This window comes from Winogradskyella sp. MIT101101, from assembly GCF_047126865.1.
Taxonomy (GTDB): Bacteria; Bacteroidota; Bacteroidia; order Flavobacteriales; family Flavobacteriaceae; genus Winogradskyella; species Winogradskyella ouciana.
Genome location: NZ_CP138982.1, coordinates 3,073,079 through 3,095,649 on the forward strand (window position 1 = coordinate 3,073,079; position 22,571 = coordinate 3,095,649).

The 22,571-nt window shown below is 39.2% G+C and carries 19 protein-coding genes and 2 pseudogenes; 9 read left to right on the forward strand and 12 right to left on the reverse strand.

The annotated features are described in order from the left end of the window. Positions 1 to 137: 137 nt before the first annotated feature. The 8 genes and pseudogenes from SIB89_RS13830 to SIB89_RS13865 form a co-directional block, all read left to right on the forward strand. Positions 138 to 5,015 (forward strand): annotated as a pseudogene (locus tag SIB89_RS13830) (beta strand repeat-containing protein); the annotation flags it as partial. A 198-nt stretch (positions 5,016 to 5,213) separates the two neighbouring features. After that, positions 5,214 to 8,405, forward strand: a pseudogene (locus tag SIB89_RS13835) (gliding motility-associated C-terminal domain-containing protein); the annotation flags it as partial. A 34-nt stretch (positions 8,406 to 8,439) separates the two neighbouring features. Next, positions 8,440 to 9,366 (forward strand): type IX secretion system membrane protein PorP/SprF, encoded by a 927-nt coding sequence (locus tag SIB89_RS13840; RefSeq protein WP_273290487.1) that lies wholly within the window; start codon positions 8,440 to 8,442, stop codon positions 9,364 to 9,366. Between the two features lie 10 nt (positions 9,367 to 9,376). Next, the gene (locus SIB89_RS13845; RefSeq protein ID WP_412560234.1) at positions 9,377 to 11,356 is read left to right on the forward strand and encodes an OmpA family protein; all 1,980 of its coding nucleotides are present in this window, start codon (positions 9,377 to 9,379) and stop codon (positions 11,354 to 11,356) included. Between the two features lie 106 nt (positions 11,357 to 11,462). Continuing rightward, positions 11,463 to 11,990, forward strand: a complete 528-nt coding sequence (idi, locus tag SIB89_RS13850) for an isopentenyl-diphosphate Delta-isomerase (RefSeq protein ID WP_155089288.1) — start codon at positions 11,463 to 11,465, stop codon at positions 11,988 to 11,990. After that, positions 11,987 to 12,397: a 6-pyruvoyl trahydropterin synthase family protein gene (locus tag SIB89_RS13855; RefSeq protein WP_155089289.1), complete on the forward strand. Its 411-nt coding sequence runs from the start codon at positions 11,987 to 11,989 to the stop codon at positions 12,395 to 12,397. The genes idi and SIB89_RS13855 overlap by 4 nt, the downstream gene beginning before the upstream one ends. Positions 12,398 to 12,401: 4 nt before the next feature. After that, positions 12,402 to 13,373, forward strand: coding sequence for a type I phosphomannose isomerase catalytic subunit (locus SIB89_RS13860; protein ID WP_412560235.1), 972 nt, complete (start codon positions 12,402 to 12,404; stop codon positions 13,371 to 13,373). 72 nt (positions 13,374 to 13,445) lie between these two features. After that, the gene (locus tag SIB89_RS13865; RefSeq protein ID WP_273290478.1) at positions 13,446 to 13,712 is read left to right on the forward strand and encodes a hypothetical protein; all 267 of its coding nucleotides are present in this window, start codon (positions 13,446 to 13,448) and stop codon (positions 13,710 to 13,712) included. A gap of 91 nt (positions 13,713 to 13,803) precedes the next feature. Here the strand turns inward: SIB89_RS13865 and SIB89_RS13870 are convergent, their stop codons facing one another. From SIB89_RS13870 to SIB89_RS13910, 9 genes are all read right to left on the reverse strand, one after another. Continuing rightward, positions 13,804 to 14,514, reverse strand: a complete 711-nt coding sequence (locus tag SIB89_RS13870) for a DUF4369 domain-containing protein (RefSeq protein WP_412560236.1) — start codon at positions 14,512 to 14,514, stop codon at positions 13,804 to 13,806. Between the two features lie 64 nt (positions 14,515 to 14,578). Continuing rightward, a complete protein-coding gene (locus SIB89_RS13875) occupies positions 14,579 to 15,844 on the reverse strand; it encodes a DUF819 domain-containing protein (protein ID WP_273290474.1) in 1,266 nt (421 codons plus the stop codon). 61 nt (positions 15,845 to 15,905) lie between these two features. Then, positions 15,906 to 16,085 carry an Arc family DNA binding domain-containing protein gene (locus SIB89_RS13880; protein ID WP_155089294.1) on the reverse strand — a complete coding sequence of 60 codons (180 nt, stop codon included), beginning with the start codon at positions 16,083 to 16,085 and terminating at the stop codon, positions 15,906 to 15,908. After that, positions 16,078 to 16,587 carry a hypothetical protein gene (locus SIB89_RS13885; RefSeq protein ID WP_412560237.1) on the reverse strand — a complete coding sequence of 170 codons (510 nt, stop codon included), beginning with the start codon at positions 16,585 to 16,587 and terminating at the stop codon, positions 16,078 to 16,080. Before SIB89_RS13885 ends, SIB89_RS13880 begins: the two co-directional genes overlap by 8 nt. Continuing rightward, on the reverse strand, positions 16,587 to 16,745 hold the full coding sequence (locus tag SIB89_RS13890) for a DUF4177 domain-containing protein (protein WP_202913893.1): 159 nt from the start codon (positions 16,743 to 16,745) through the stop codon (positions 16,587 to 16,589). The genes SIB89_RS13885 and SIB89_RS13890 overlap by 1 nt, the downstream gene beginning before the upstream one ends. Continuing rightward, complete coding sequence (locus SIB89_RS13895) at positions 16,742 to 16,927, reverse strand: hypothetical protein (RefSeq protein WP_273290471.1); 186 nt, start codon at positions 16,925 to 16,927, stop codon at positions 16,742 to 16,744. Before SIB89_RS13895 ends, SIB89_RS13890 begins: the two co-directional genes overlap by 4 nt. A gap of 1 nt (position 16,928) precedes the next feature. Further along, a complete protein-coding gene (locus SIB89_RS13900) occupies positions 16,929 to 17,789 on the reverse strand; it encodes an SPFH domain-containing protein (protein WP_412560238.1) in 861 nt (286 codons plus the stop codon). Between the two features lie 287 nt (positions 17,790 to 18,076). Continuing rightward, positions 18,077 to 19,003 carry an alpha/beta hydrolase gene (locus tag SIB89_RS13905; RefSeq protein ID WP_412560239.1) on the reverse strand — a complete coding sequence of 309 codons (927 nt, stop codon included), beginning with the start codon at positions 19,001 to 19,003 and terminating at the stop codon, positions 18,077 to 18,079. A gap of 375 nt (positions 19,004 to 19,378) precedes the next feature. Then, complete coding sequence (locus tag SIB89_RS13910; RefSeq protein ID WP_412560240.1) at positions 19,379 to 19,984, reverse strand: alpha-ketoglutarate-dependent dioxygenase AlkB family protein; 606 nt, start codon at positions 19,982 to 19,984, stop codon at positions 19,379 to 19,381. Positions 19,985 to 20,016: 32 nt separating this feature from the next. Between SIB89_RS13910 and SIB89_RS13915 the strand changes: the two genes are divergently transcribed. Further along, positions 20,017 to 20,697 carry a M15 family metallopeptidase gene (locus tag SIB89_RS13915; protein ID WP_412560241.1) on the forward strand — a complete coding sequence of 227 codons (681 nt, stop codon included), beginning with the start codon at positions 20,017 to 20,019 and terminating at the stop codon, positions 20,695 to 20,697. Here the strand turns inward: SIB89_RS13915 and SIB89_RS13920 are convergent, their stop codons facing one another. The 3 genes from SIB89_RS13920 to SIB89_RS13930 are packed head-to-tail and all read right to left on the reverse strand — an operon-like array spanning position 20,698 to position 22,542. Beyond that, entirely contained in the window at positions 20,698 to 21,216 is a 519-nt protein-coding gene (locus SIB89_RS13920) for a hypothetical protein (protein ID WP_412560242.1), read from the reverse strand. It lies immediately after the preceding gene. 5 nt (positions 21,217 to 21,221) lie between these two features. Continuing rightward, the gene (locus tag SIB89_RS13925) at positions 21,222 to 21,578 is read right to left on the reverse strand and encodes a hypothetical protein (protein WP_412560243.1); all 357 of its coding nucleotides are present in this window, start codon (positions 21,576 to 21,578) and stop codon (positions 21,222 to 21,224) included. Further along, positions 21,571 to 22,542 carry a hypothetical protein gene (locus SIB89_RS13930; RefSeq protein ID WP_412560244.1) on the reverse strand — a complete coding sequence of 324 codons (972 nt, stop codon included), beginning with the start codon at positions 22,540 to 22,542 and terminating at the stop codon, positions 21,571 to 21,573. The genes SIB89_RS13925 and SIB89_RS13930 overlap by 8 nt, the downstream gene beginning before the upstream one ends. Between the last annotated feature and the right edge of the window lie 29 nt (positions 22,543 to 22,571).

Here is a 22,571-nt window from a genome sequence, read left to right on the forward strand (position 1 = left end):
ACTTCCCTGGTCAAAATATTGAAATGAGTATATACCCATTAACCGCTTTTGTAACATCAGGAACTGATATATACGGATTTAGAATTAGATTTAGAAACTCATCTTCAGGTGATGGAGGAGACGGTAAGGTATTTGTGATGTATGATCCAGCATTTTTAATTCCTCCACCTACAATAGAACCTACAACTAGTGCTGTACAACCAACATGTCCAGATAATGAAGGATCAATAACAATTGACGCAACAGATAATGGAGGAGGAACAATTGAGTATAGTATTAATGGTGCTGCAGGACCTTGGCAAACATCAAATGTTTTTAATAATTTACCTCCAAATACATATACGCCTGCAGTAAGATACCAATCAACACCAGCATGTTTAGCCGTTTCAAATAACCCTATAACATTAAATAGTAATGTTTGTCCGGTTATCGCCATAGAGAAGACCAGCAGTCTGGACCTTGGCGTTGACGGCATCGCCACACCGGGTGACATAATAACGTATACCTATACGGTGACCAACACGGGCAACACGACCTTATTTGATGTGAGCGTCACAGAAGACGCAGCGGACTTTACGGGAACGGGCACCTTACCGACACCGACCTATGTCAGTGGAGGCACGGACGAAGACGGAGAAGCCGACCTGGAAGATATGGCAGTTGGCGCAGGGACGATAGTCTACACAGCGACCTATGCGATCACCCAGGCCGATATCGATGCAGGTATAGTAACGAACCAGGCGATAGCCGATAGTGATGACCCAAGCGGCAATCCAGTAACGGACGATAGTGATGATCCAGCAGATCCAACCGGAACGGACGATCCAACGGATACGACGATTCCACAGGCAGCAAGCATCGCTATAGAGAAGACCAGTAGTCTAGACCTGGGAGTAGATGGAATAGCCAGTGTAGGGGATATCATCACCTACACCTATACAGTCACCAACACAGGCAACACGACCTTATTTGATGTTAGTGTCACAGAAGACGCAGCGGACTTTACGGGAACGGGGACCTTACCGACACCGACCTATGTCAGTGGAGGAAGTGACGAAGACGGAGAAGCCGACCTGGAAGATATGGTAGTAGGTAGCGGAACGATAGTTTACACAGCGACCTATGCGATCACCCAGGCTGATATCGATGCAGGTATAGTAACGAACCAGGCGATAGCCGATAGTGATGACCCAAGCGGTAATCCAGTAACGGACGATAGTGATGATCCAGCAGATCCAACCGGAACGGACGATCCAACGGATACGACGATTCCACAGGCAGCAAGCATCGCCATAGAGAAGACCAGTAGTCTGGACCTAGGAGTAGATGGAATAGCCAGTGTAGGGGATATCATCACCTACACCTATACAGTCACCAACACGGGCAACACGACCTTATTTGATGTTAGTGTCACAGAAGACGCAGCGGACTTTACGGGAACGGGGACCTTACCGACACCGACCTATGTCAGTGGAGGAAGTGACGAAGACGGAGAAGCCGACCTGGAAGATATGGTAGTAGGTAGCGGAACGATAGTCTACACAGCGACCTATGCGATCACCCAGGCCGATATCGATGCAGGTATAGTAACGAACCAGGCGATAGCCGATAGTGATGACCCAAGCGGTAATCCAGTAACGGACGATAGTGATGATCCAGCAGATCCAACCGGAACGGACGATCCAACGGATACGACGATTCCACAGGCAGCAAGCATCGCCATAGAGAAGACCAGTAGTCTGGACCTAGGAGTAGATGGAATAGCCAGTGTAGGGGATATCATCACCTACACCTATACAGTCACCAACACAGGCAACACGACCTTATTTGATGTTAGTGTCACAGAAGACGCAGCGGACTTTACGGGAACGGGGACCTTACCGACACCGACCTATGTCAGTGGAGGAAGTGACGAAGACGGAGAAGCCGACCTGGAAGATATGGCAGTTGGCGCAGGGACGATAGTCTACACAGCGACCTATGCGATCACCCAGGCCGATATCGATGCAGGTATAGTAACGAACCAGGCGATAGCCGATAGTGATGACCCAAGCGGCAATCCAGTAACGGACGATAGTGATGATCCAGCAGATCCAACCGGAACGGACGATCCAACGGATACGACGATTCCACAGGCAGCAAGCATCGCTATAGAGAAGACCAGTAGTCTGGACCTGGGAGTAGATGGAGTAGCCAGTGTAGGAGATATCATTACCTACACCTATACGGTGACCAACACGGGCAACACGACCTTATTTGATGTGAGCGTCACAGAAGACGCAGCGGACTTTACGGGAACGGGCACCTTACCGACACCGACCTATGTCAGTGGAGGAACAGACGAAGACGGAGAAGCCGACCTGGAAGATATGGCAGTTGGCGCAGGGACGATAGTCTACACAGCGACCTATGCGATCACCCAGGCCGATATCGATGCAGGTATAGTAACGAACCAGGCGATAGCCGATAGTGATGACCCAAGCGGTAATCCAGTAACGGACGATAGTGATGATCCAGCAGATCCAACCGGAACGGACGATCCAACGGATACGACGATTCCACAGGCAGCAAGCATCGCCATAGAGAAGACCAGTAGTCTGGACCTTGGCGTTGACGGCATCGCCACACCGGGTGACATAATAACGTATACCTATACGGTGACCAACACGGGCAACACGACCTTATTTGATGTGAGCGTCACAGAAGACGCAGCGGACTTTACGGGAACGGGCACCTTACCGACACCGACCTATGTCAGTGGAGGCACGGACGAAGACGGAGAAGCCGACCTGGAAGATATGGCAGTTGGCGCAGGGACGATAGTCTACACAGCGACCTATGCGATCACCCAGGCCGATATCGATGCAGGTATAGTAACGAACCAGGCGATAGCCGATAGTGATGACCCAAGCGGCAATCCAGTAACGGACGATAGTGATGATCCAGCAGATCCAACCGGAACGGACGATCCAACGGATACGACGATTCCACAGGCAGCAAGCATCGCTATAGAGAAGACCAGTAGTCTGGACCTGGGAGTAGATGGAGTAGCCAGTGTAGGAGATATCATTACCTACACCTATACGGTGACCAACACGGGCAACACGACCTTATTTGATGTGAGCGTCACAGAAGACGCAGCGGACTTTACGGGAACGGGCACCTTACCAACACCGACCTATGTCAGTGGAGGCACGGACGAAGACGGAGAAGCCGACCTGGAAGATATGGCAGTTGGCGCAGGGACGATAGTCTACACAGCGACCTATGCGATCACCCAGGCCGATATCGATGCAGGTATAGTAACGAACCAGGCGATAGCCGATAGTGATGACCCAAGCGGCAATCCAGTAACGGACGATAGTGATGATCCAGCAGATCCAACCGGAACGGACGATCCAACGGATACGACGATTCCACAGGCAGCAAGCATCGCCATAGAGAAGACCAGTAGTCTGGACCTTGGCGTTGACGGCATCGCCACACCGGGTGACATAATAACGTATACCTATACGGTGACCAACACGGGCAACACGACCTTATTTGATGTGAGCGTCACAGAAGACGCAGCGGACTTTACGGGAACGGGCACCTTACCGACACCGACCTATGTCAGTGGAGGCACGGACGAAGACGGAGAAGCCGACCTGGAAGATATGGTAGTAGGTAGCGGAACGATAGTTTACACAGCGACCTATGCGATCACCCAGGCCGATATCGATGCAGGTATAGTAACGAACCAGGCGATAGCCGATAGTGATGACCCAAGCGGTAATCCAGTAACGGACGATAGTGATGATCCAGCAGATCCAACCGGAACGGACGATCCAACGGATACGACGATTCCACAGGCAGCAAGCATCGCCATAGAGAAGACCAGTAGTCTGGACCTAGGAGTAGATGGAATAGCCAGTGTAGGGGATATCATCACCTACACCTATACAGTCACCAACACGGGCAACACGACCTTATTTGATGTTAGTGTCACAGAAGACGCAGCGGACTTTACGGGAACGGGCACCTTACCGACACCGACCTATGTCAGTGGAGGAAGTGACGAAGACGGAGAAGCCGACCTGGAAGATATGGTAGTAGGTAGCGGAACGATAGTTTACACAGCGACCTATGCGATCACCCAGGCTGATATCGATGCAGGTATAGTAACGAACCAGGCGATAGCCGATAGTGATGACCCAAGCGGCAATCCAGTAACGGACGATAGTGATGATCCAGCAGATCCAACCGGAACGGACGATCCAACGGATACGACGATTCCACAGGCAGCAAGCATCGCCATAGAGAAGACCAGTAGTCTGGACCTTGGCGTTGACGGCATCGCCACACCGGGTGACATAATAACGTATACCTATACGGTGACCAACACGGGCAACACGACCTTATTTGATGTGAGCGTCACAGAAGACGCAGCGGACTTTACGGGAACGGGCACCTTACCGACACCGACCTATGTCAGTGGAGGAAGTGACGAAGACGGAGAAGCCGACCTGGAAGATATGGCAGTTGGCGCAGGGACGATAGTTTACACAGCGACCTATGCGATCACCCAGGCTGATATCGATGCAGGTATAGTAACGAATCAGGCGATAGCCGATAGTGATGACCCAAGCGGCAATCCAGTAACGGACGATAGTGATGATCCAGCAGATCCAACCGGAACGGACGATCCAACAGATACGACGATTCCAGAGAACCCAAGTATCGAGACGGTCAAGACTGTAGCGATAACTAATGATGTAGCACCAGTAGGTGCGAGCTTAGGGGACGAGATGACTTATACAATCACAGTGACTAACACAGGTAATGTGACCTTAGATAGTGTAAGTATCGTTGATACATTCACAGATGCCAATGGAAATACGTTGACCTTTGTTTCGGGACCAACCTTTGTAAGTTCGGATGCGGGAAGTGCAGAAGGTACATTACAGGTTGGTGAAACAGCAACTTATGAAGCAACTTATATAATTGAACAAGATGCAGTGGATGCAGGTGGCTTCCAGAATAGTGTAGTAGCTAGTGGAGACAGTCCAGCGGGAACAACGGTAAATGATACCAGTGATGATGGTGACGATACCGATGGTAACACAGAGGATGATCCAACGGAGACCGTAATTCTTGCATCACCGAGCATCGAACTTATCAAGAGTGTAGCAAGTGTAATTCCATCTGGTGGAACTGGTTTAATTGGAGATATAATCAATTACAGCTTCACGGTGACCAACACGGGTAACGTGACTCTAACGGGCATTACGGTGAACGACCCTGTTGTAGGCACGGTAACATGTGTAGCAACGAGTTTGGCACCAGGTGAGAGTACAAATTGTTTAGCGACTTATATTATTACACAAAATGACATTGATGCAGGTGGTATAGAGAACACCGCTGATGTTACGGCGAGTTCACCGGGCAACACCGATGACGTCACTGACGTATCGGATACAGGTACAGAAGCTGACGGTACTACTGTGGTAGACCCGGCCAACGAAGAGACCGATGACCTTGACGATGTCAATGGGGATAACAATGATGCGGATCCAACGAATGACGTGACGCCATTCGATATAGCACCTAACCCGAGCATAGAATTGATCAAAAGCATATCAAGTGTTACACCAGCAGGTGGAACAGGTTTAGTTGACGATATTGTAAACTATAGCTTCACGGTGACCAACACAGGTAACGTAACCCTAACGGGAATTACAATTAATGATCCAATAGTAGGTACTGTGACATGTATCACAGCAATTCTATTACCAGGCGAGAGTGCGACTTGTTCAGCAAGTTATACCATATTACAGAGTGATGTTGATGCTGGCGGTATTGAGAACACTGCTGATGTTACGGCGAGTTCACCAGGTAATATTAATGATGTCACTGATATATCGGATACAGGTACTGAGGCCGATGGAACTGCAGTATTAGATCCGGCGAATGAAGAGACAGCGGACCTTGACGATGTCAACGGTGACAACAACGATGCGGATCCGACCAATGATGTGACGCCATTTGACATTGCACCGATCCCGAGCATAGAAGCTGTAAAAACTATAGCGATCACAAATGATGTAGGACCAGCGGGAGCTTCATTAGGAGATGAGATGACCTATACAATAACTGTAACCAATACAGGTAATGTAACCTTGGATAGCGTAGGTATTGTTGATACATTCACAGATGCCAATGGGAATACATTGACCTTAGCTTCAGGACCTACATTTGTAAGTTCTGATGCGGGAAGCGCAGAAGGCACATTACAAGTTGGTGAAACAGCTACTTACGAAGCAACTTATATAGTTCAACAAGATGCAGTGGATGCAGGTGGTTTCCAGAATAGCGTAGTAGCTAGTGGAGACAGTCCAGCGGGAACAACGGTAAATGACACGAGTGATGACGATGATGATACCGATGGTAACACCGAGGATGATCCAACTGTGACTATCATATTAGAGGATCCAAGTATTGAGACGGTTAAAACTGTAATGATCACAAATGATGTGGCACCAGTAGGAGCTTCATTAGGAGATGAGATGACCTATACAATAACTGTAACCAATACAGGTAATGTAACCTTGGATAACGTAGGTATTGTTGATACATTCACAGATGCCAATGGGAATACATTGACCTTAGCTTCAGGACCTACATTTGTAAGTTCTGATGCGGGAAGCGCAGAAGGCACATTACAAGTTGGTGAAACAGCTACTTACGAAGCAACTTATATAGTTCAACAAGATGCAGTGGATGCAGGTGGTTTCCAGAATAGCATAGTAGCTAGTGGAGACAGTCCAGCGGGAACAACGGTAAATGACACGAGTGATGACGATGATGATACCGATGGTAACACCGAGGATGATCCAACTGTGACTATCATATTAGAGGATCCAAGTATTGAGACGGTTAAAACTGTAATGATCACAAATGATGTGGCACCAGCGGGAGCGAGTTTAGGTGACGAGATGACTTATACCATCACGGTGACTAACACAGGAAATGTGACCTTGGATAGCGTAGGTATTGTTGATACATTTACAGATGCCAATGGGAATACATTGACCTTAGTTTCAGGACCTACATTTGTAAGTTCGGATGCGGGAAGTCCTGAAGGCACATTACAAGTTGGTGAAACAGCTACTTACGAAGCAACTTATATAGTTCAACAAGATGCGGTGGATGCAGGAGGTTTCCAGAATAGCGTAGTAGCTAGTGGAGACAGCCCATCGGGAACAACGGTAAATGATACGAGTGATGACGATGACGATACCGATGGTAACACTGAGGATGATCCAACGGAGACTATAATTCCTCCTAATCCAAGTATTAGTTTAATTAAAACAACTTTACCGTTAGAAGATACTAATGGAGATGGGATAGCAGGAAGTATAGATGATATTATTTCATATGTATTTATTGTTGAGAATACAGGTAATCTTACATTAACTAATATAGATGTACAAGATGCTTTACCAGGACTGACATTGATGGGTGGACCTATAGCTCAGCTTTTGCCAGGTGAGATTGATAGTACGACTTTTACAGCTACTTATCAAATAACTCAAGCTGATTTAGATACAGGGTTTGTTACGAATTCTGCTACAGTTAGTAGTGAGGCACCAGGAGGTGATCCAGGTGATCCATCAGATGATGTTACTGATACCAGTGATGATCCTAATGATAATAGTAATAATGATGACAATGGTGATGGAGAACCAGATGACCCAACGATTACATTTGTAAATTCAATTTTCGATTTAGAAGTTGATAAAGTTGTTGATGAACTACAACCTGTAGTTGGTGATGAAGTCACATTTACAATTGAAGTTGCAAATATTGGTAATGTTACTGCTACGAATGTTGTTATTAGTGAACAAATACCAAGTGGATATGTATTTGTGTCAGCTATAACAACCGCAGGAACTTATTCTGATATAGATGGTGAATGGATTGTAGGACAACTTGATCCAGATCAAGTTGAAATACTTCAGATTACAGTAGAAGTTCTAGGTATTGGAGATTATGCAAATACTGTGTTTGTCCTCAATGCTGATGGCGGAACAGATGTTAATCCAAGCAACGATGAAGATACTGCAGCTGTCGATCCTATATGTTTAACAATTTACAACGAATTCTCACCAAATGGTGATGGTGTTAATGAAACATTTGTAATTGATTGTTTAGAGCGATTCCCTAACAACAAGTTAGAAGTTTATAACAGATGGGGTAACATAGTATATACTAAGAATGGTTACTTAAATGATTGGGATGGTACTTCTAATGGTAGAGCTGTAATTAATCAATCTGATAAATTACCAGTGGGAACATATTATTATGTACTTGACCTAGGTGATGGCTCAGAACCAAGAGTAGGATGGTTATACATCAATAGATAAGACTAATTAACACTGAATTATAAAATACATTAAAATGATACATAAATCATCAATAATAAAAGGATTAATAGTTTTAGTATTTATACTACTTAGTGCTAATAGTTCTGCACAGCAAGATCCTCAGTACACACATTATATGTACAATACGCTAAGTGTTAACCCAGCATATGCTGGTCAACGAGAAACGTTGAGCGTAGTAGGTTTACATAGGTCCCAATGGGTTGGAATTGATGGTGCGCCTCAAACACAATCTTTAGGGATTCATTCACCTTTGCGAAATGAACGCGTTGGATTGGGTCTTAATATAGTAAGTGATGCCTTAGGACCAGCAAGAGAAACCTTTGTCGATGCAAACTTTTCATATACAATACCATTAAACGCTAATGATCTTAAATTGTCATTTGGTGTTAAAGGTGGTGTACATATGTTAGATACAGATTGGAGCAAAGGACGTTTTCAAGATCCAGATGTTGTGTTCAATAATAATCTAAACTTAATTTCACCAATGGTAGGTGCAGGTTTATACATGCATACCAGAAAATGGTACCTAGGTTTAGCTGTTCCTAATTTTTTAGAGACAGAGCATTATGACGATTTTCAGGAATCTGTAGCCACAGAGCGTATGCATTTTTATGCTATAGGTGGATATGTATTTAATCTTAGTGAAACCTTAGAATTAAAACCAGCTTTTTTAGTAAAAGGTGTATCAGGTGCTCCACTTATTGCGGATGTCTCAGCGAACTTTTGGTATAAAAAGAATCTTACAGCTGGTTTAGCTTGGAGATGGGATGATTCATTTAGTGCATTAGTAGGGTTCCAGGCGACACCAGGAATGTTTATTGGTTATGGTTATGACTTAACGACAACAGGATTGAATAATTACAATAGCGGAACTCACGAAATAACTTTAAGATTCGAAATTAAGCGATTAGGTAGAATTTTATCACCACGTTTCTTCTAAAAATAGGACTATGAGAACAATTACAAGATATATATGTTTAGTGTTTGCAGGTTTATTTGCTTTAACTGCTTATGCTCAAGAAGGAAAAATTAAAAGCGTACAAGATGACTATAGAGATTTCGCTTACGTTAAAACTAGCGAAGTTCTTCTCGAGGTTGCCAATAAGGGCTATAAGTCCGTTGATCTTTTTCAGAAGTTAGCTAATTCCTATTATTTTCTAAATGATATGGAAAATGCTGCTAAGTGGTACGGTGAATTAATGGAGCTTAATGAAGTCATAGATCCTGAGTACTATTTTAGATATGCTTTAGCTCTTAAAGGTATTAAGAACTATGAAGAGTCAGACAAATGGATGAAAAAGTTTCACGAATTGAAACCAGATGATTTAAGAGGAAAGGCATTTCTTTCGAGAGTAGATTATAGATCTAATATTGAAGAAGCAAGTAGAGAAGATATTGAGCCTCAAAACCTTGAAATCAATACAGAGTTTTCAGACTTTGGTACAACGGAATATGAAAATGGAATTGTATTCGCTTCAGCTAGAGGCGGAGGGCGAAAGTATCGTTGGAACGAAGAACCATACTTAGATTTATATTCAGTAGAAAAGACCGAAAATGGTTTTGGTGAAGTAAAGGAGATTGATGGTAAGGTAAACACAAAGTTCCACGAGTCTAGTGCTGTATTTTCACCAAATGGCAAGTATATGTTCTTTACCAGAAATAATTTTTTCAAACTAAGATATAAGGAAGACGATTCTGGTATTAACAGACTGCAGTTATATAGAGCAACATTAAGTGAAGATGGTACATGGGATGAAATTTATAAAGTCCATTTTAACAGTGAAGATTATAGTGTGGCACACCCTGCTTTAAATCTTACAGGTTCTCGTTTATACTTTGCATCAGACATGCCAGGTACTTTTGGGCAATCTGATATTTTCGTTGTTGATGTCAATGACGATGGTACGCTAGGTGAACCTGAAAATTTAGGACCATCAATTAATACTGAAGGGCAAGAATCATTTCCGTTTATGGACACAAGTGGTAATTTATTCTATTCTTCAACTGGATTTCCAGGTTTAGGAGGATTGGATGTCTTTAAGTCAGAAGGATTAGATCAAAAAGTAGCTCAAGGTTCAAACAGAAATTTCCCGATAGAAAATATAGGAAAGCCAGTGAATAGTGCCGCAGACGATTTTGGTTATTACGAAAATTTAGTAACCAAGCGTGTTTATTTTAGTTCTAACCGAGAAGGTGGAAAAGGAAGTGATGATATCTACACCTTTGAAGTTCCAGAATGTGAACAACTTGTTGTGGGTACTGTTCAAGATAAAAAGACAGATGAGCTAATACCAAATGCGACGGTTATTTTATTTGACGGTGAAGGTAATGAGCTAGAGCGTAAAACCGTTGGTGAAGATGCGGCTTTTGAGTTTGAGCTAGAGTGCGAAATGGAATACTTAATTAGAGGTGAAAAGGAAACGTATATTTCTGACGAAAAACGTTTTACCACGCCAAAGAAAAAGCAAGAATTACAGATTCAGTTGTTATTGGATAAAGATGTACAGGAAATCAATCCATGCGATGATTTAGCTAAGATATTGGATATTCCAATCATTTATTTCGACTTCGATAAATACAACATTAGATATGATGCCGAAATCGAATTACAGAAAGTGTTGGCTGTATTGAACAAATACCCAACGATGACAATTGATATTCGTTCGCATACCGATTGTAGAGGTACTATGGCTTACAATGAAACACTTTCAGAAAATAGAGCACAATCTACGCGCCAGTATTTATTGGATAATGGCATTTCTGAAGATCGTTTAACAGCAAAAGGTTATGGCGAATCTAGATTGGTAAACGATTGTGGTTGTGAACCTACAAACGAATCTAGTTGTTCTGAAGAAGAACATCAATTAAACAGACGTAGTGAATTTATTATTACAAGTATTAATGGTAAATCTTGTGACGATAAAGACTAAACTATAAATTTGATAAAATATCGAAATAGCCGTTTAATTTTTTTAAACGGCTATTTTTTATGAAATCCTTTACTTTTGTTTCAGGTTTAGATAGTAACTTCGCAATATGACAGAAGAACAAGTCATCCTTGTGGATGAAAATGATAATCAAATAGGGCTCATGCCCAAAATGGAAGCGCACGAAAAAGCATTGTTGCATCGTGCATTTTCGGTGTTTGTTTTCAATGATAAAAATGAATTAATGCTGCAACAACGTGCCATGCACAAGTACCATTCGCCTGGACTTTGGACCAATACCTGTTGTAGTCACCAACGCGATGGTGAAAGCAACTTAGAAGCTGGTAAACGACGTTTACAAGAAGAAATGGGATTTGTTACGGACCTGGAGGAAACTACATCATTCATTTATAAAGCACCCTTTGATAATGGGTTAACAGAACACGAGTACGACCATATAATGATTGGTTATTACAACGACGCGCCAAATATAAATACAGACGAAGTCGCAGATTGGAAATGGATGCCACTGGAAGAAGTTAAAGTGGATATGGCATTAAATCCAGAAAAATACACAGCTTGGTTTAAAATTATATTTGAGAAGTTTTACGAATATATAAACGTTAATAAGACATGAAGGTAACCGTACACAGAAAAGCACATTTTAATGCAGCGCACAGACTTTACCGAAAAGATTGGAGCGATGAAAAGAATGAAGCAGTTTTTGGTCTGTGTAACAACCCAAACTTTCATGGGCACAATTACGAATTAATTGCAAGTGTTACTGGAGATATTGACCCAGAAACAGGCTATGTTATCGATGTGAAGATTTTAAAGGACATCATAAAATCTGAAGTTGAGGATGCCTTTGACCATAAAAATCTTAATGTTGAAGTTCCAGAATTTAAGGATTTAAACCCTACCGCAGAAAATATAGCTGTAGTCATATATAATAAAATAAAGGCAAAATTAGATTCTAAATTCCATTTGGAAATCACACTTTACGAAACTCCACGTAATTTTGTAACCTATTCTGGTGAGTAATGTTATGAAAAGCACTTTATATCCTTTAAAGTTTCAGCCCATTTTAAAAGAAAAAATTTGGGGAGGCAAAAAGCTTATTCAGCAGTTCAATAAAAAATCCAATTCTAAACAATTGGGTGAAAGCTGGGAGGTAAGTACTGTACCAGGTGATATTTCTAAAGTTGCGAATGGTTATTTAAAAGGACAGAATCTTCAAAACCTACTGGAAACTCATAAAGCCGATTTATTAGGTGATAAAAATTATAAACGCTTTGGAAATGATTTTCCTTTGCTTATCAAGTTTATTGACGCAAAGCAGGATTTAAGTATTCAATTGCACCCTGATGATGCATTGGCTAAAAAACGTCATAATTCCTTCGGAAAAACAGAGATGTGGTATGTGATGCAGGCAGATAAGGATGCTAATCTTATTGTTGGATTTAATCAAGATATGGACAGAGACACTTACTTAAAGCATCTTGAAGAAAAAACACTGCCTAAGATTTTAAATTTCGATAAAGTAAAAGAAGGCGACACTTATTTTATTGAAGCCGGAAGAGTCCATGCGATTGGAGCAGGTGTGTTGTTGGCAGAAATTCAACAAACCAGTGATATAACGTATCGTGTATATGATTGGGATAGAGTAGATGATGAAGGTAATGCACGCGATTTGCATAATGATATTGCTATAGATGCCTTTAAGTTCGACATGAAAGATGATTTTAGAGTTGACTATGAAAAGCAAAAAAATGTATCCAATAAAATGGTGAGTCGCCCTTTCTTTACAACCAACTTTATAGACATCGATTCTGAAATTGAAAAGACAAATACAAAAGACTCTTTCCTCATTTATATGTGTGTTGACGGTGAAGTTGAATTGTCAACAGAAACTACAAGCGATGTAATTTCTAAAGGGGAAACCATACTGGTTCCGGCCGCTATAAAAGACTTTAAACTAAAAACAAAGGGAGCAAAACTTCTTGAGGTCTATGTTTAAAACTATAAGGCATTGCCGATTATATAATCATAGGATTCATTACCTTTGCACAAGAAATTAATATAAATTATCATGGCAAATAAAAGAGATTTAAAAAAGGACATTAATTATGTTTTTGGAGATATCATTGAGGCGGTTTACTACTGGGAGTTAGAAAATGCAGAGAAACCAACTAAAGAAAGCAATGCCATCATCGATGATGCTATTGCTGGATTTGATGAGTTGATAGTGCGTGTCAACGAAAGAGACATCGAAGATCCTAAAGCACACTTTAAATCAATAAACAATGATTTAGAAACCAAAGGTAGAGCGTTAATAGATCGTATCAATAAATTATAATAGACCCATTCAGGCTATTCAATAAAAAAACCAATCATGAAAGTGATTGGTTTTTTTATTTCTGTCATTCTGAACTTGTTTCAGAATTTCACTATTCCTCAGATAATCTGTTAGCGATAACCTCTTCCAGCTTTTTACCATAAAAAGAATGCTTTATGTCTTCGGTTAAGCCATTATAAACCGAATCGATATAAATAGGATTGGCAGACGGAATTTCATACAATGCCAAATAAGGTGCAATCATATTATCTTTATGGTTGAGTGCAAATTGTATGGTATATGAGTATTTGCGCTTCATGAGGGTTTCGGATACTTTACTTAATGAATCCACAGCAATACTATCATTTTCTTTCTGAGCTAAAAAATTGGCTTCAATAAGACTTAGGTTTTGGTCATTGAATTTAGACATAACCTTTGTGTACTCGTTTAACAAATCTTGCTGTTTAGAGCCGTTTATTTCAGCATCATAGTTGAATTTATTTAATGAGGTTTTAATTGTGGTAACACCCTTATCGGCAAAAAATGGAATGTAGTGTTCTTCACCATCATTTTTAAACAATTTAAGATAGAGTAGGATGGGCTCATCAATATTGGTGTGTAAGGTGAATTCTGGTTGTCCAGTAATCGTCATGGAGTCTAAATCTATTATCGTGGAGTCACCATCCTTTTGAAGATACACCACACCTTTTTTCAACCCTTTAATACTACCCTTTAAAGTAAAGTTTGTCTCTTTGTCCTTTCCGCAAGAAACAATCATAGAAATTAAGATTAAAAGGCTTAGAATTTTATTGAATTTCGTCATGTTTTGTTTTAATAGTTATGCTTGAAAATAGAAGCGCAAATATCTTATTTTGAAATTAAATATACTAGCCACCTGCTGCTATTTTCATAAGCTCGGCACAGAGAATGGCTCCGTAAGTTCCCACAACGTAACCGAATACTGCCAATAAGGCTCCGACAGTTGCTAAAGATGGATGAAATGCAGCTGCTACAACAGGTGCTGATGCTGCTCCACCAACATTGGCTTGACTCCCAACAGCTAAGAAGAAATATGGTGCCTTAATAAGTTTAGCAACCAAAATTAAAAGACCTGCGTGAATGGCCATCCAAACTAACCCAATTAAAATCAGTCCGGGATTTTCAAGAATTTTGCCTAAATCCATTTTCATTCCGATAGTTGCCACAAGAATATAAATAAATACACTTCCTACTTTACTGGCGCCTGCACCTTCATAATTCTTTGCTTTAGTAAATGATAATAAAACACCAATTAATGTTGCAATGGAAATTAGCCAAAAGAAACCGCTTCCAAAAGAAGACAATGCACTCTTAGGGTCACTAACTGCATCAAAATTCTCTTTTAGAAATACCGAAATATGGTCAGCACCAAAGTGTGCAATTCCAACCGCTCCAAAGGCTAGTGCAAGAATTATCATAAGATCTGCAGTAGATGGTACTCGGGTAATTTTATCACTAAAGGCTTGTACTTTATTTTGTAATTCGTCAATAGCAGTATTATCCGCTTTCAACCATTTATCAATACGTTTTCTCTTGCCGATTCCTAATAGTATTACAGCCATCCAAATGTTAGCGACAACTATATCTACTAGTACCATTCCGCCATAAAGTTCTTGATTAAACTCATAGATTTCTAACATTGCAGCTTGATTGGCACCGCCACCAATCCAACTTCCAGCCAAAGTTGCAAGACCTCTCCATGTAGCATCAAAACCTGCACCACCAACAGTTTCTGGTGAAAATGTTGAGATGAGCAAAATTGCTATTGGCCCACCGATAACAATGCCTACAGTTCCTGTAAAAAACATTACTAATGCTTTCCAGCCTAAATTGAAGATAGCTTTTAAATCAATGCTCAACGTCAGTAATACCAGTGATGCTGGTAATAAATAACGACTGGCAATAAAATAGGTTTGTGAGATTTTATCAGAAATTAAACCTAATGAATTAAATATAGCGGGAATTAGGTAGCACATTAAAAGTGCTGGCACAATACGATAAAATTTATGCCAAAAACCAGTTTTCTTAGATTCTGTAAAGAATACAAATCCTAGCGAAATCATTAATAATCCAAAGACTATGGCATCATTGATAAATACAGGTTGATTTTCCATTTGAGCGAGTTTAAGTGCGCAAAATACAAAAATTAAAAACTAAAAAAGTGACCATCTCTGATCACTTTTCGTCTGTAGGTTTCTCTTTTTTTTTAGGTTGCCTATTATGCTCTTTGAGATATTGCATCAGCATCCATTCTATTTGGCCATTGGTACTACGAAACTCATCTGCAGCCCATTTTTCAACAGCTTTTAGCATATCTTCATTAATACGTAATGCAAAGGCTTTTTTCTTAGACATTATTCTCAATTTTGTTTTTATATGTTGCTAAGACACTCTCAGCCTCAGCTTTTTTTTGTGTACCTATCAACAGTTTTTTTCCGTTTTTTAATTCCAGTTGAATGCCGATATCTCCAGATACATTTATAGCTCTACCTTTAGATTTTTTCCAAAGTGGCCCGCCTTTAAATCCCCAACCTCCGTATTCGCTTAAGGCATCATACGTTCTCACGTAGGCTTCGTTAATATCATGCCATTCTAAGGTTTTAAATTTCCAATGAAACGGAAAGAATTTATAATGAATACCTTTTTCATCAATCCTGGTTGTGAGTTTAAACATAAATATTAAAGTAGAAACTAACACTAAAAAGCCGATGAGCAATACAAGCTCAATGGCAGAAAAACTGCTTGGGTCTTTTATATATACGGCAATTATGAGACCAATAGGCACTAAGAGGCTTATCACCATTAAGATGATAAGCCACAATTGTTTAAATCGTTGTTCTTCTTTAAATATTCGCATTATCTGTTTTTATCACGTTCTAAGACTACGCTAGACCAACCTTGCCCTATGTGCTTAACTATCCAGCCTTCACGTGCATGCTGGTTTAATAAATCTTCAAAATTTTGAAACCTTTGTCTGAAGCCCAGTTTAGGTTGAATTACTTTATATTCTTTCATAGATTCTCTGTTTTATCATTTTTAAAGACTACTAATGCCAAAACAACACCGATAACTAATCCTATCATAGAACCGTAGACAGTTCCCATTGTCACTTCATTTATTACAGCTCCAATAGTGGTGCCAATGCTTGTACCAAATGCGCTTCCTAAGGCAATACTGTAAATTTGTTTTTTATTCATTTTAATGGCTTAAGGTTCCTGCATTAACAATTGGTGAGGCATCTTTGTCGCCACATAGCACAACCATAAGATTGCTTACCATAGCCGCTTTACGCTCTTCATCTAATTCTACCACATCATTTTTATTTAGTGCTTCGATGGCCATTTCTACCATGCTTACAGCACCTTCAACGATTTTATGTCTTGCTGCGACTATGGCTGTAGCTTGTTGACGCTTAAGCATGGCATTTGCAATTTCATTGGCATAAGCTAAATAACCTATACGAGCTTCAAGTACTTCAATACCTGCAATGGTTAAACGCTCATCAATTTCTTTTTCCAAGGCTTCGCTTACTTCATTCACGCTTGATCGTAATGTGATGTCTTCATCAACGCCTTCGTCAGCAAAATTATCATAAGGGTACATACTTGCCAATTTACGTACGGCTGCATCGGTTTGTACGCGTACAAAGTTTTCGTAATTATCGACATCAAAAGCTGCTTTGTAGGTGTTTTGTACGCGCCAGACCAAAATAGTACTGATCATAACTGGGTTTCCTAGTTTGTCGTTAACTTTAAGACGCTCGCTATCAAAGTTACTAGCTCTTAATGAAATCTTCTTTTTGGTATAAAACGGATTTACCCAATAGAAGCCATTTTTCTTTACAGTACCTACATACTTTCCGAATAATAATAATACACGAGATCCATTGGGTTGTACCATTAGAAACCCAAAAGCCATAACTAGAGATAGGAATATGGTTATTCCTGGCCAAGGTGTCTGCATGGCAATTATTGTAGCTATACTTCCAAAAAAGAGTATAATAAATAAAAATAGCATTAAGTAGCCATTTGCTGGGACGATGATTTTTTCTTCTTTCATGATCTTAGAATTTAATTGGTTTATCATTAATAAATCAATATGATATTAAAATGATATCATAAAGATATAACATATTAGTGTAAGGAAAGATGATTTTGTTACATTTTTTATAAAAAAATTAAAAAATAAAGTTTGGCACGCGGTTTGCTATAAACTAACTGTAATGATTACAGCGATAGTTACAATCGTAACAACACTACAAAATCGCGACATTACGTTTGGTTGGTTAGTTAGTAAAAAAGCATCTCGGTTGAGATGCTTTTTTAATTTCTATTATTTCAGATGAATTATTCTATAATGAATTCGGTAATGGTTTCTATGAGCTCAGAAGAAATTGGCCTAAAAGATTCATTGTATGATTTTGAATTTTCAAGATCATCTCCTTCAATTTCAAAAAGAACGTGATTCATATTTTCAATGATTTTAAGTTCAGCCTTTTCATTAGCTTCCTTTAAAAGTTGGGCTTCATCCTCTGAAACTTGAAGATCTTTTGTGCCATTAACAATTAGAATCGGTATTTCTAACTCTTGTATAATTTCTGCAGGATTGTATTCCATCCAATTAATCATAAAAGGTTGAACATCTGCATTAAAAACTGAAGCTAATGCTGCTGGATAATCTGTTGTGGTTTCTCCTTGTTTTAACTTATCCACCACTTTTTGTGCTTCTTCACCAAGTTGAGGTGCCATATTTGTAACCTGGTCAACAATAACATCTCCAATATTTTGACCAGCTCCTGCAAGCGATATAAACCCATCAGCATTTTCTTTAGCCGCTAGCATACCAATTAAGCTTCCTTGACTATGGCCAATAACATAAATTTTTGAATACGCGTATTGTTCCTTAAAGTAGGTGATGACGTCTGAAGCATCATTGACAAAATCATCAAACATTATATCTTTATCTACCTTGCCTTGTCTAATCTGCTTTACGATACGTTTATCATAACGAAATGTAGCAATATCTTTATTTGTAAGGCTTTCGGCTAATTTCTTAAGGGCATTGCTTTTTAAAAAGTTTTGGTTTCCATTTCTATCAGTTGGACCAGAACCAGCTATGATAATTGCCAAATTGGGTTTTTCATTATCATTTGGTGTAAGTAGTGTGCCATCTATCCATTTTGAAACCGCAATTTCTTCTTCACTATAAGTTTTGTCTTGACTAAAACTTACTATAGAAGAAACCAAGGCTAGAACCCATATATAATATTTCATTTTTTTTAAAATTTAGAGTTATAAAATTACCGAATATTAAAATCAATTCTTAGCTCTAAAACAATTTTTATACCATTTTATTATTTCTTATTTGTGATTCCTTGGATTAAATAGAGTTGCATTTTATCGACGAAATGCACTATTTTATCTTTGAATGTTAAAATTATATGTATTTCATCGATTTAATATGTTTTTAGACGTTGAAATTAAAACCTAATTATATATTTGAAGTGTACTAAAATTTAGTTTTTAGTTCAATGGATTAATTAATTAATATTTGCATATGTTATGTTGACTTAGAGACCCTGAATCTACTAACATATATTAAAAAGCAAATTAGAGAAACCGGGTTTGAGGGAACCCGGTTTTTTGTTTTTATAGGTTTATTAATTTTCTAAATGTGAGGTTAATTCTCGGTTGAATCTCTTTTTTAGTTTTCGCAATTTGATGCAGCCAATAGTGTTGCATTTCTCCTTTCATTAGTAACAGACTACCGTGCTCTAATATCAGTTTGTGCCTTTCTTGCTTTATGGTTCTGTGCTTAAAATGGAATGGACGTGCTTCACCAAAACTCAGAGAAGCGATGACTGGATTTATGCCTAATTCTTTTTCATTATCGGCATGCCAACCGTTGCTATCATTGCCATCTCGATAAAGATTAATTAAAAGTGTATTGAATTCTTCTTCAGCAAAATCTTCAACCCTGCCTTTTATGGATTGTAATGTTGAGGTAAAAGGTTGAGGATACATCGTGATATTAGAATAGCTATAAGGTTGATCTGTATCTCCAAATAGCGCTGTTAATCTTGGTTGTTTATAGGTTTTTCCAAAGACAGTAATATTATCGTGTTGCCAATCGGTTTCAGCTTTTATGGATTTAAAATTGTTATCGGATTCTTGTGTATTGAAGAGGTTGGGAATGTAGATCAATTCCGCATTTGGTAATTTAAAATGTTGTTTCTCTGTAGAAAACAAGTCCATAGTATAATTTTTCTCTAAATTAGTGCTTCAATATGAAATATAAAATACTCATATCTTTATTTGTAACTGCTATGTTAGCGATGACTTTCAATGGTAAACAGGGTTTGCCTGAGGGTTTTGTATATGTAAAGTCAGTGATACCAGACATAGAGGTAGAGTTACGTTACTATGGCACCAATAATTTTGTTGGTGACACCATTGATGGTTATAAGGCAAACAAACTGATACTTACTAAGGAGGCTGCTGAAAAATTAAAACTGGTTCAAGACGAGTTACAAAAGCAAAATCTATGCTTAAAAGTTTATGATGGTTACCGTCCTCAACGTGCGGTAAATCATTTTATTCGTTGGGCAAGGGAGTTAAAGGATACCATAAATAAAGCCCAATTTTATCCAGATGTAGAAAAGCGAAACCTATTTAAGGAAGAATATATTGCTTCTCGGTCAGGACATAGTCGAGGTAGTACAGTAGATTTAACCATCATCGACGGTAATACAGGAGAACCTTTGGACATGGGAAGTGCTTATGATTTTTTTGGACAACAATCTTGGGTAAATTATGAAGGGATAACAGAAGCACAGAAAAAAAACCGACAGCTGCTACAAACGGTAATGCTAAAACATAATTTTAGAAACTACCCAAAAGAATGGTGGCATTTTACTTTGCGTTGGGAACCGTTTCCTAAGACTTATTTTGATTTTCCCGTAGAGTGATTATTTGTTAATCCTCAAATCCACATCAACTTCTTGAGTACCATGATATTTTTTGCCAAATCTAATATCAATATCATATTTTATACCGTAAAGGTCAACAACTCTGTCAACAGCCTCTTTATTTACTTTTGCAAGTTTTAGATCATTGAGATATGTGTTAAGTGGGCCAATGGCAAGTGGAAGCACAAAAAGCAATCCGATAAGTGAAATGATAATCGGTGCAGCTCCAATGGCTGCGAATTTTAATAAATATTGCGCTAAGAAATAGCCACCTAAGATTACGGCTAAAGCAACTACTAAAAAGATTATGAAATTGGCATATACTAAACATTTAGTTCTTAATACGCTTTGATACTCTACATTGGCCATTTTGATTTTAGACTCTAGTTTTTCATCAAATTTTGCATTAACACACTTGTTGACAAACTCGGGCTTTCTATTTGTTATACCGCATATGGTACCGGTTTTAAAATCAACTAGTTGATGGTCACACAATTGGCAATGTTTTCTTATATCCATTTATATTAATTCAAATAAATCCAAGCCCAATACATTAAACCAAACTGAAGCGGAATTCGTAAAATCAGTATCCACTTTGGGAAACCAGCTGCCGCTTTTTCACTTGATAGCATATAAAAATGGACCAAAAGAAATACAGAAAGCATGGCGATGATGCCATAAATGGCTATTGTTCTCATTGTAGGAATACACAAGCCAACACCAAGTAAAATTTCAGTAACACCACTCCAAAATACCAAAGCCTTGTGGTTGGGTAAGTACCTTGGCATAATACGCAAATACATCTTTGGTCTCACAAAATGCATAATGCCAGCTAGAATGTATAAGCCAGCCATAATGTAAAGTCCTGCTGGCTCAGTCATCCTTAAAGGTTTTGTAGGTTAAGCCAATACCATAATTGTAAAGCTCTTTGTCCAATAAGCTTGATTTAAAACCATTGCCCTTGTCAAACTTCACCCAATTGTTGCCATTAATAAATACACGTTTTATATATGTGTTTTTGGTTTCTCGTTCATCTGTAAAGGGTAGGAGTGGTCTGAAATTGGTCGGGATTTTAACCACACCATTCTTAGTTTTGATCTCTTTGTATTTTTTGTTAGGCAAGAGCTTACCATTTTTACCAGTATAGCCCATGACTTGTAACGATACAAAGAAACCGTCGTTTGGAATGTAGATATCGTAGTCTTCAACATTGAGTTCATAAGCATCACCATTTTTTTCAGTGGCTCTAAAAACAATCGTTTCGTAAGTCAGCACTTTACCAGGTTTGCCATTATTGTTTCCATAAAGCTTCACCCTAAACAAGGTTGAAAATTTCTTCTTATCACTATTGGCTCGTTTACGTTTGCTCCAATCTTTTGATTCCAAAGCAATAGGAAATATAACCGAAGTTAGTTTTTGATCCTGGTTTGAAGTTTTTGGAAAATAAACCGCAATTTCAGATTCTATTGTCGGTAACCAACAATTATAGTAATCATCGTCGAGATAGGGTTTAAGTTTTTCTTCCTTAAATTTTCTGTTGAGCTTGGTGCCAATGACCACTTCATCTAGCTCATCAGCTTGTGGTTGTAGAAATAATTGATTCGGTAAGTTTTCTGTGGAAATATTCAGATCCTTAAAGCCCAGTGCTGAAATAAAAAGCGAATCAATATCTGGATATAGCTTTTTCGTGAAGTAAAATTTACCTTCATCATCAGCAAAAGTACCGTTACCATTACCAAATGAAATGGTGGCATAGCTCACAGGATATTTTGTGATGCTATCACTCACTGTGATTTGGGCATAGCTTAATTGGCTAAATAAAATTAAGAATAGGTATTTGTACATTTTAACTTATTATGGAATTAAAGATGCTG

Coding starts and splice junctions, on each gene's coding strand:
- SIB89_RS13895 (WP_273290471.1), bottom strand. CDS start 16,927: ATGAATAAAAAACAAATTTACAGTATTGCCTTAGGAAGCGCATTTGGT.
- SIB89_RS13890 (WP_202913893.1), bottom strand. CDS start 16,745: ATGAAAGAATATAAAGTAATTCAACCTAAACTGGGCTTCAGACAAAGG.
- SIB89_RS13910 (WP_412560240.1), bottom strand. CDS start 19,984: ATGGACTTGTTTTCTACAGAGAAACAACATTTTAAATTACCAAATGCG.
- SIB89_RS13915 (WP_412560241.1), top strand. CDS start 20,017: ATGAAATATAAAATACTCATATCTTTATTTGTAACTGCTATGTTAGCG.
- SIB89_RS13885 (WP_412560237.1), bottom strand. CDS start 16,587: ATGCGAATATTTAAAGAAGAACAACGATTTAAACAATTGTGGCTTATC.
- SIB89_RS13875 (WP_273290474.1), bottom strand. CDS start 15,844: ATGGAAAATCAACCTGTATTTATCAATGATGCCATAGTCTTTGGATTA.
- SIB89_RS13930 (WP_412560244.1), bottom strand. CDS start 22,542: ATGTACAAATACCTATTCTTAATTTTATTTAGCCAATTAAGCTATGCC.
- SIB89_RS13860 (WP_412560235.1), top strand. CDS start 12,402: ATGAAAAGCACTTTATATCCTTTAAAGTTTCAGCCCATTTTAAAAGAA.
- SIB89_RS13870 (WP_412560236.1), bottom strand. CDS start 14,514: ATGACGAAATTCAATAAAATTCTAAGCCTTTTAATCTTAATTTCTATG.
- SIB89_RS13865 (WP_273290478.1), top strand. CDS start 13,446: ATGGCAAATAAAAGAGATTTAAAAAAGGACATTAATTATGTTTTTGGA.
- SIB89_RS13855 (WP_155089289.1), top strand. CDS start 11,987: ATGAAGGTAACCGTACACAGAAAAGCACATTTTAATGCAGCGCACAGA.
- SIB89_RS13925 (WP_412560243.1), bottom strand. CDS start 21,578: ATGACTGAGCCAGCAGGACTTTACATTATGGCTGGCTTATACATTCTA.
- SIB89_RS13880 (WP_155089294.1), bottom strand. CDS start 16,085: ATGTCTAAGAAAAAAGCCTTTGCATTACGTATTAATGAAGATATGCTA.
- SIB89_RS13905 (WP_412560239.1), bottom strand. CDS start 19,003: ATGAAATATTATATATGGGTTCTAGCCTTGGTTTCTTCTATAGTAAGT.
- SIB89_RS13845 (WP_412560234.1), top strand. CDS start 9,377: ATGAGAACAATTACAAGATATATATGTTTAGTGTTTGCAGGTTTATTT.
- SIB89_RS13900 (WP_412560238.1), bottom strand. CDS start 17,789: ATGAAAGAAGAAAAAATCATCGTCCCAGCAAATGGCTACTTAATGCTA.
- idi (WP_155089288.1), top strand. CDS start 11,463: ATGACAGAAGAACAAGTCATCCTTGTGGATGAAAATGATAATCAAATA.
- SIB89_RS13920 (WP_412560242.1), bottom strand. CDS start 21,216: ATGGATATAAGAAAACATTGCCAATTGTGTGACCATCAACTAGTTGAT.
- SIB89_RS13840 (WP_273290487.1), top strand. CDS start 8,440: ATGATACATAAATCATCAATAATAAAAGGATTAATAGTTTTAGTATTT.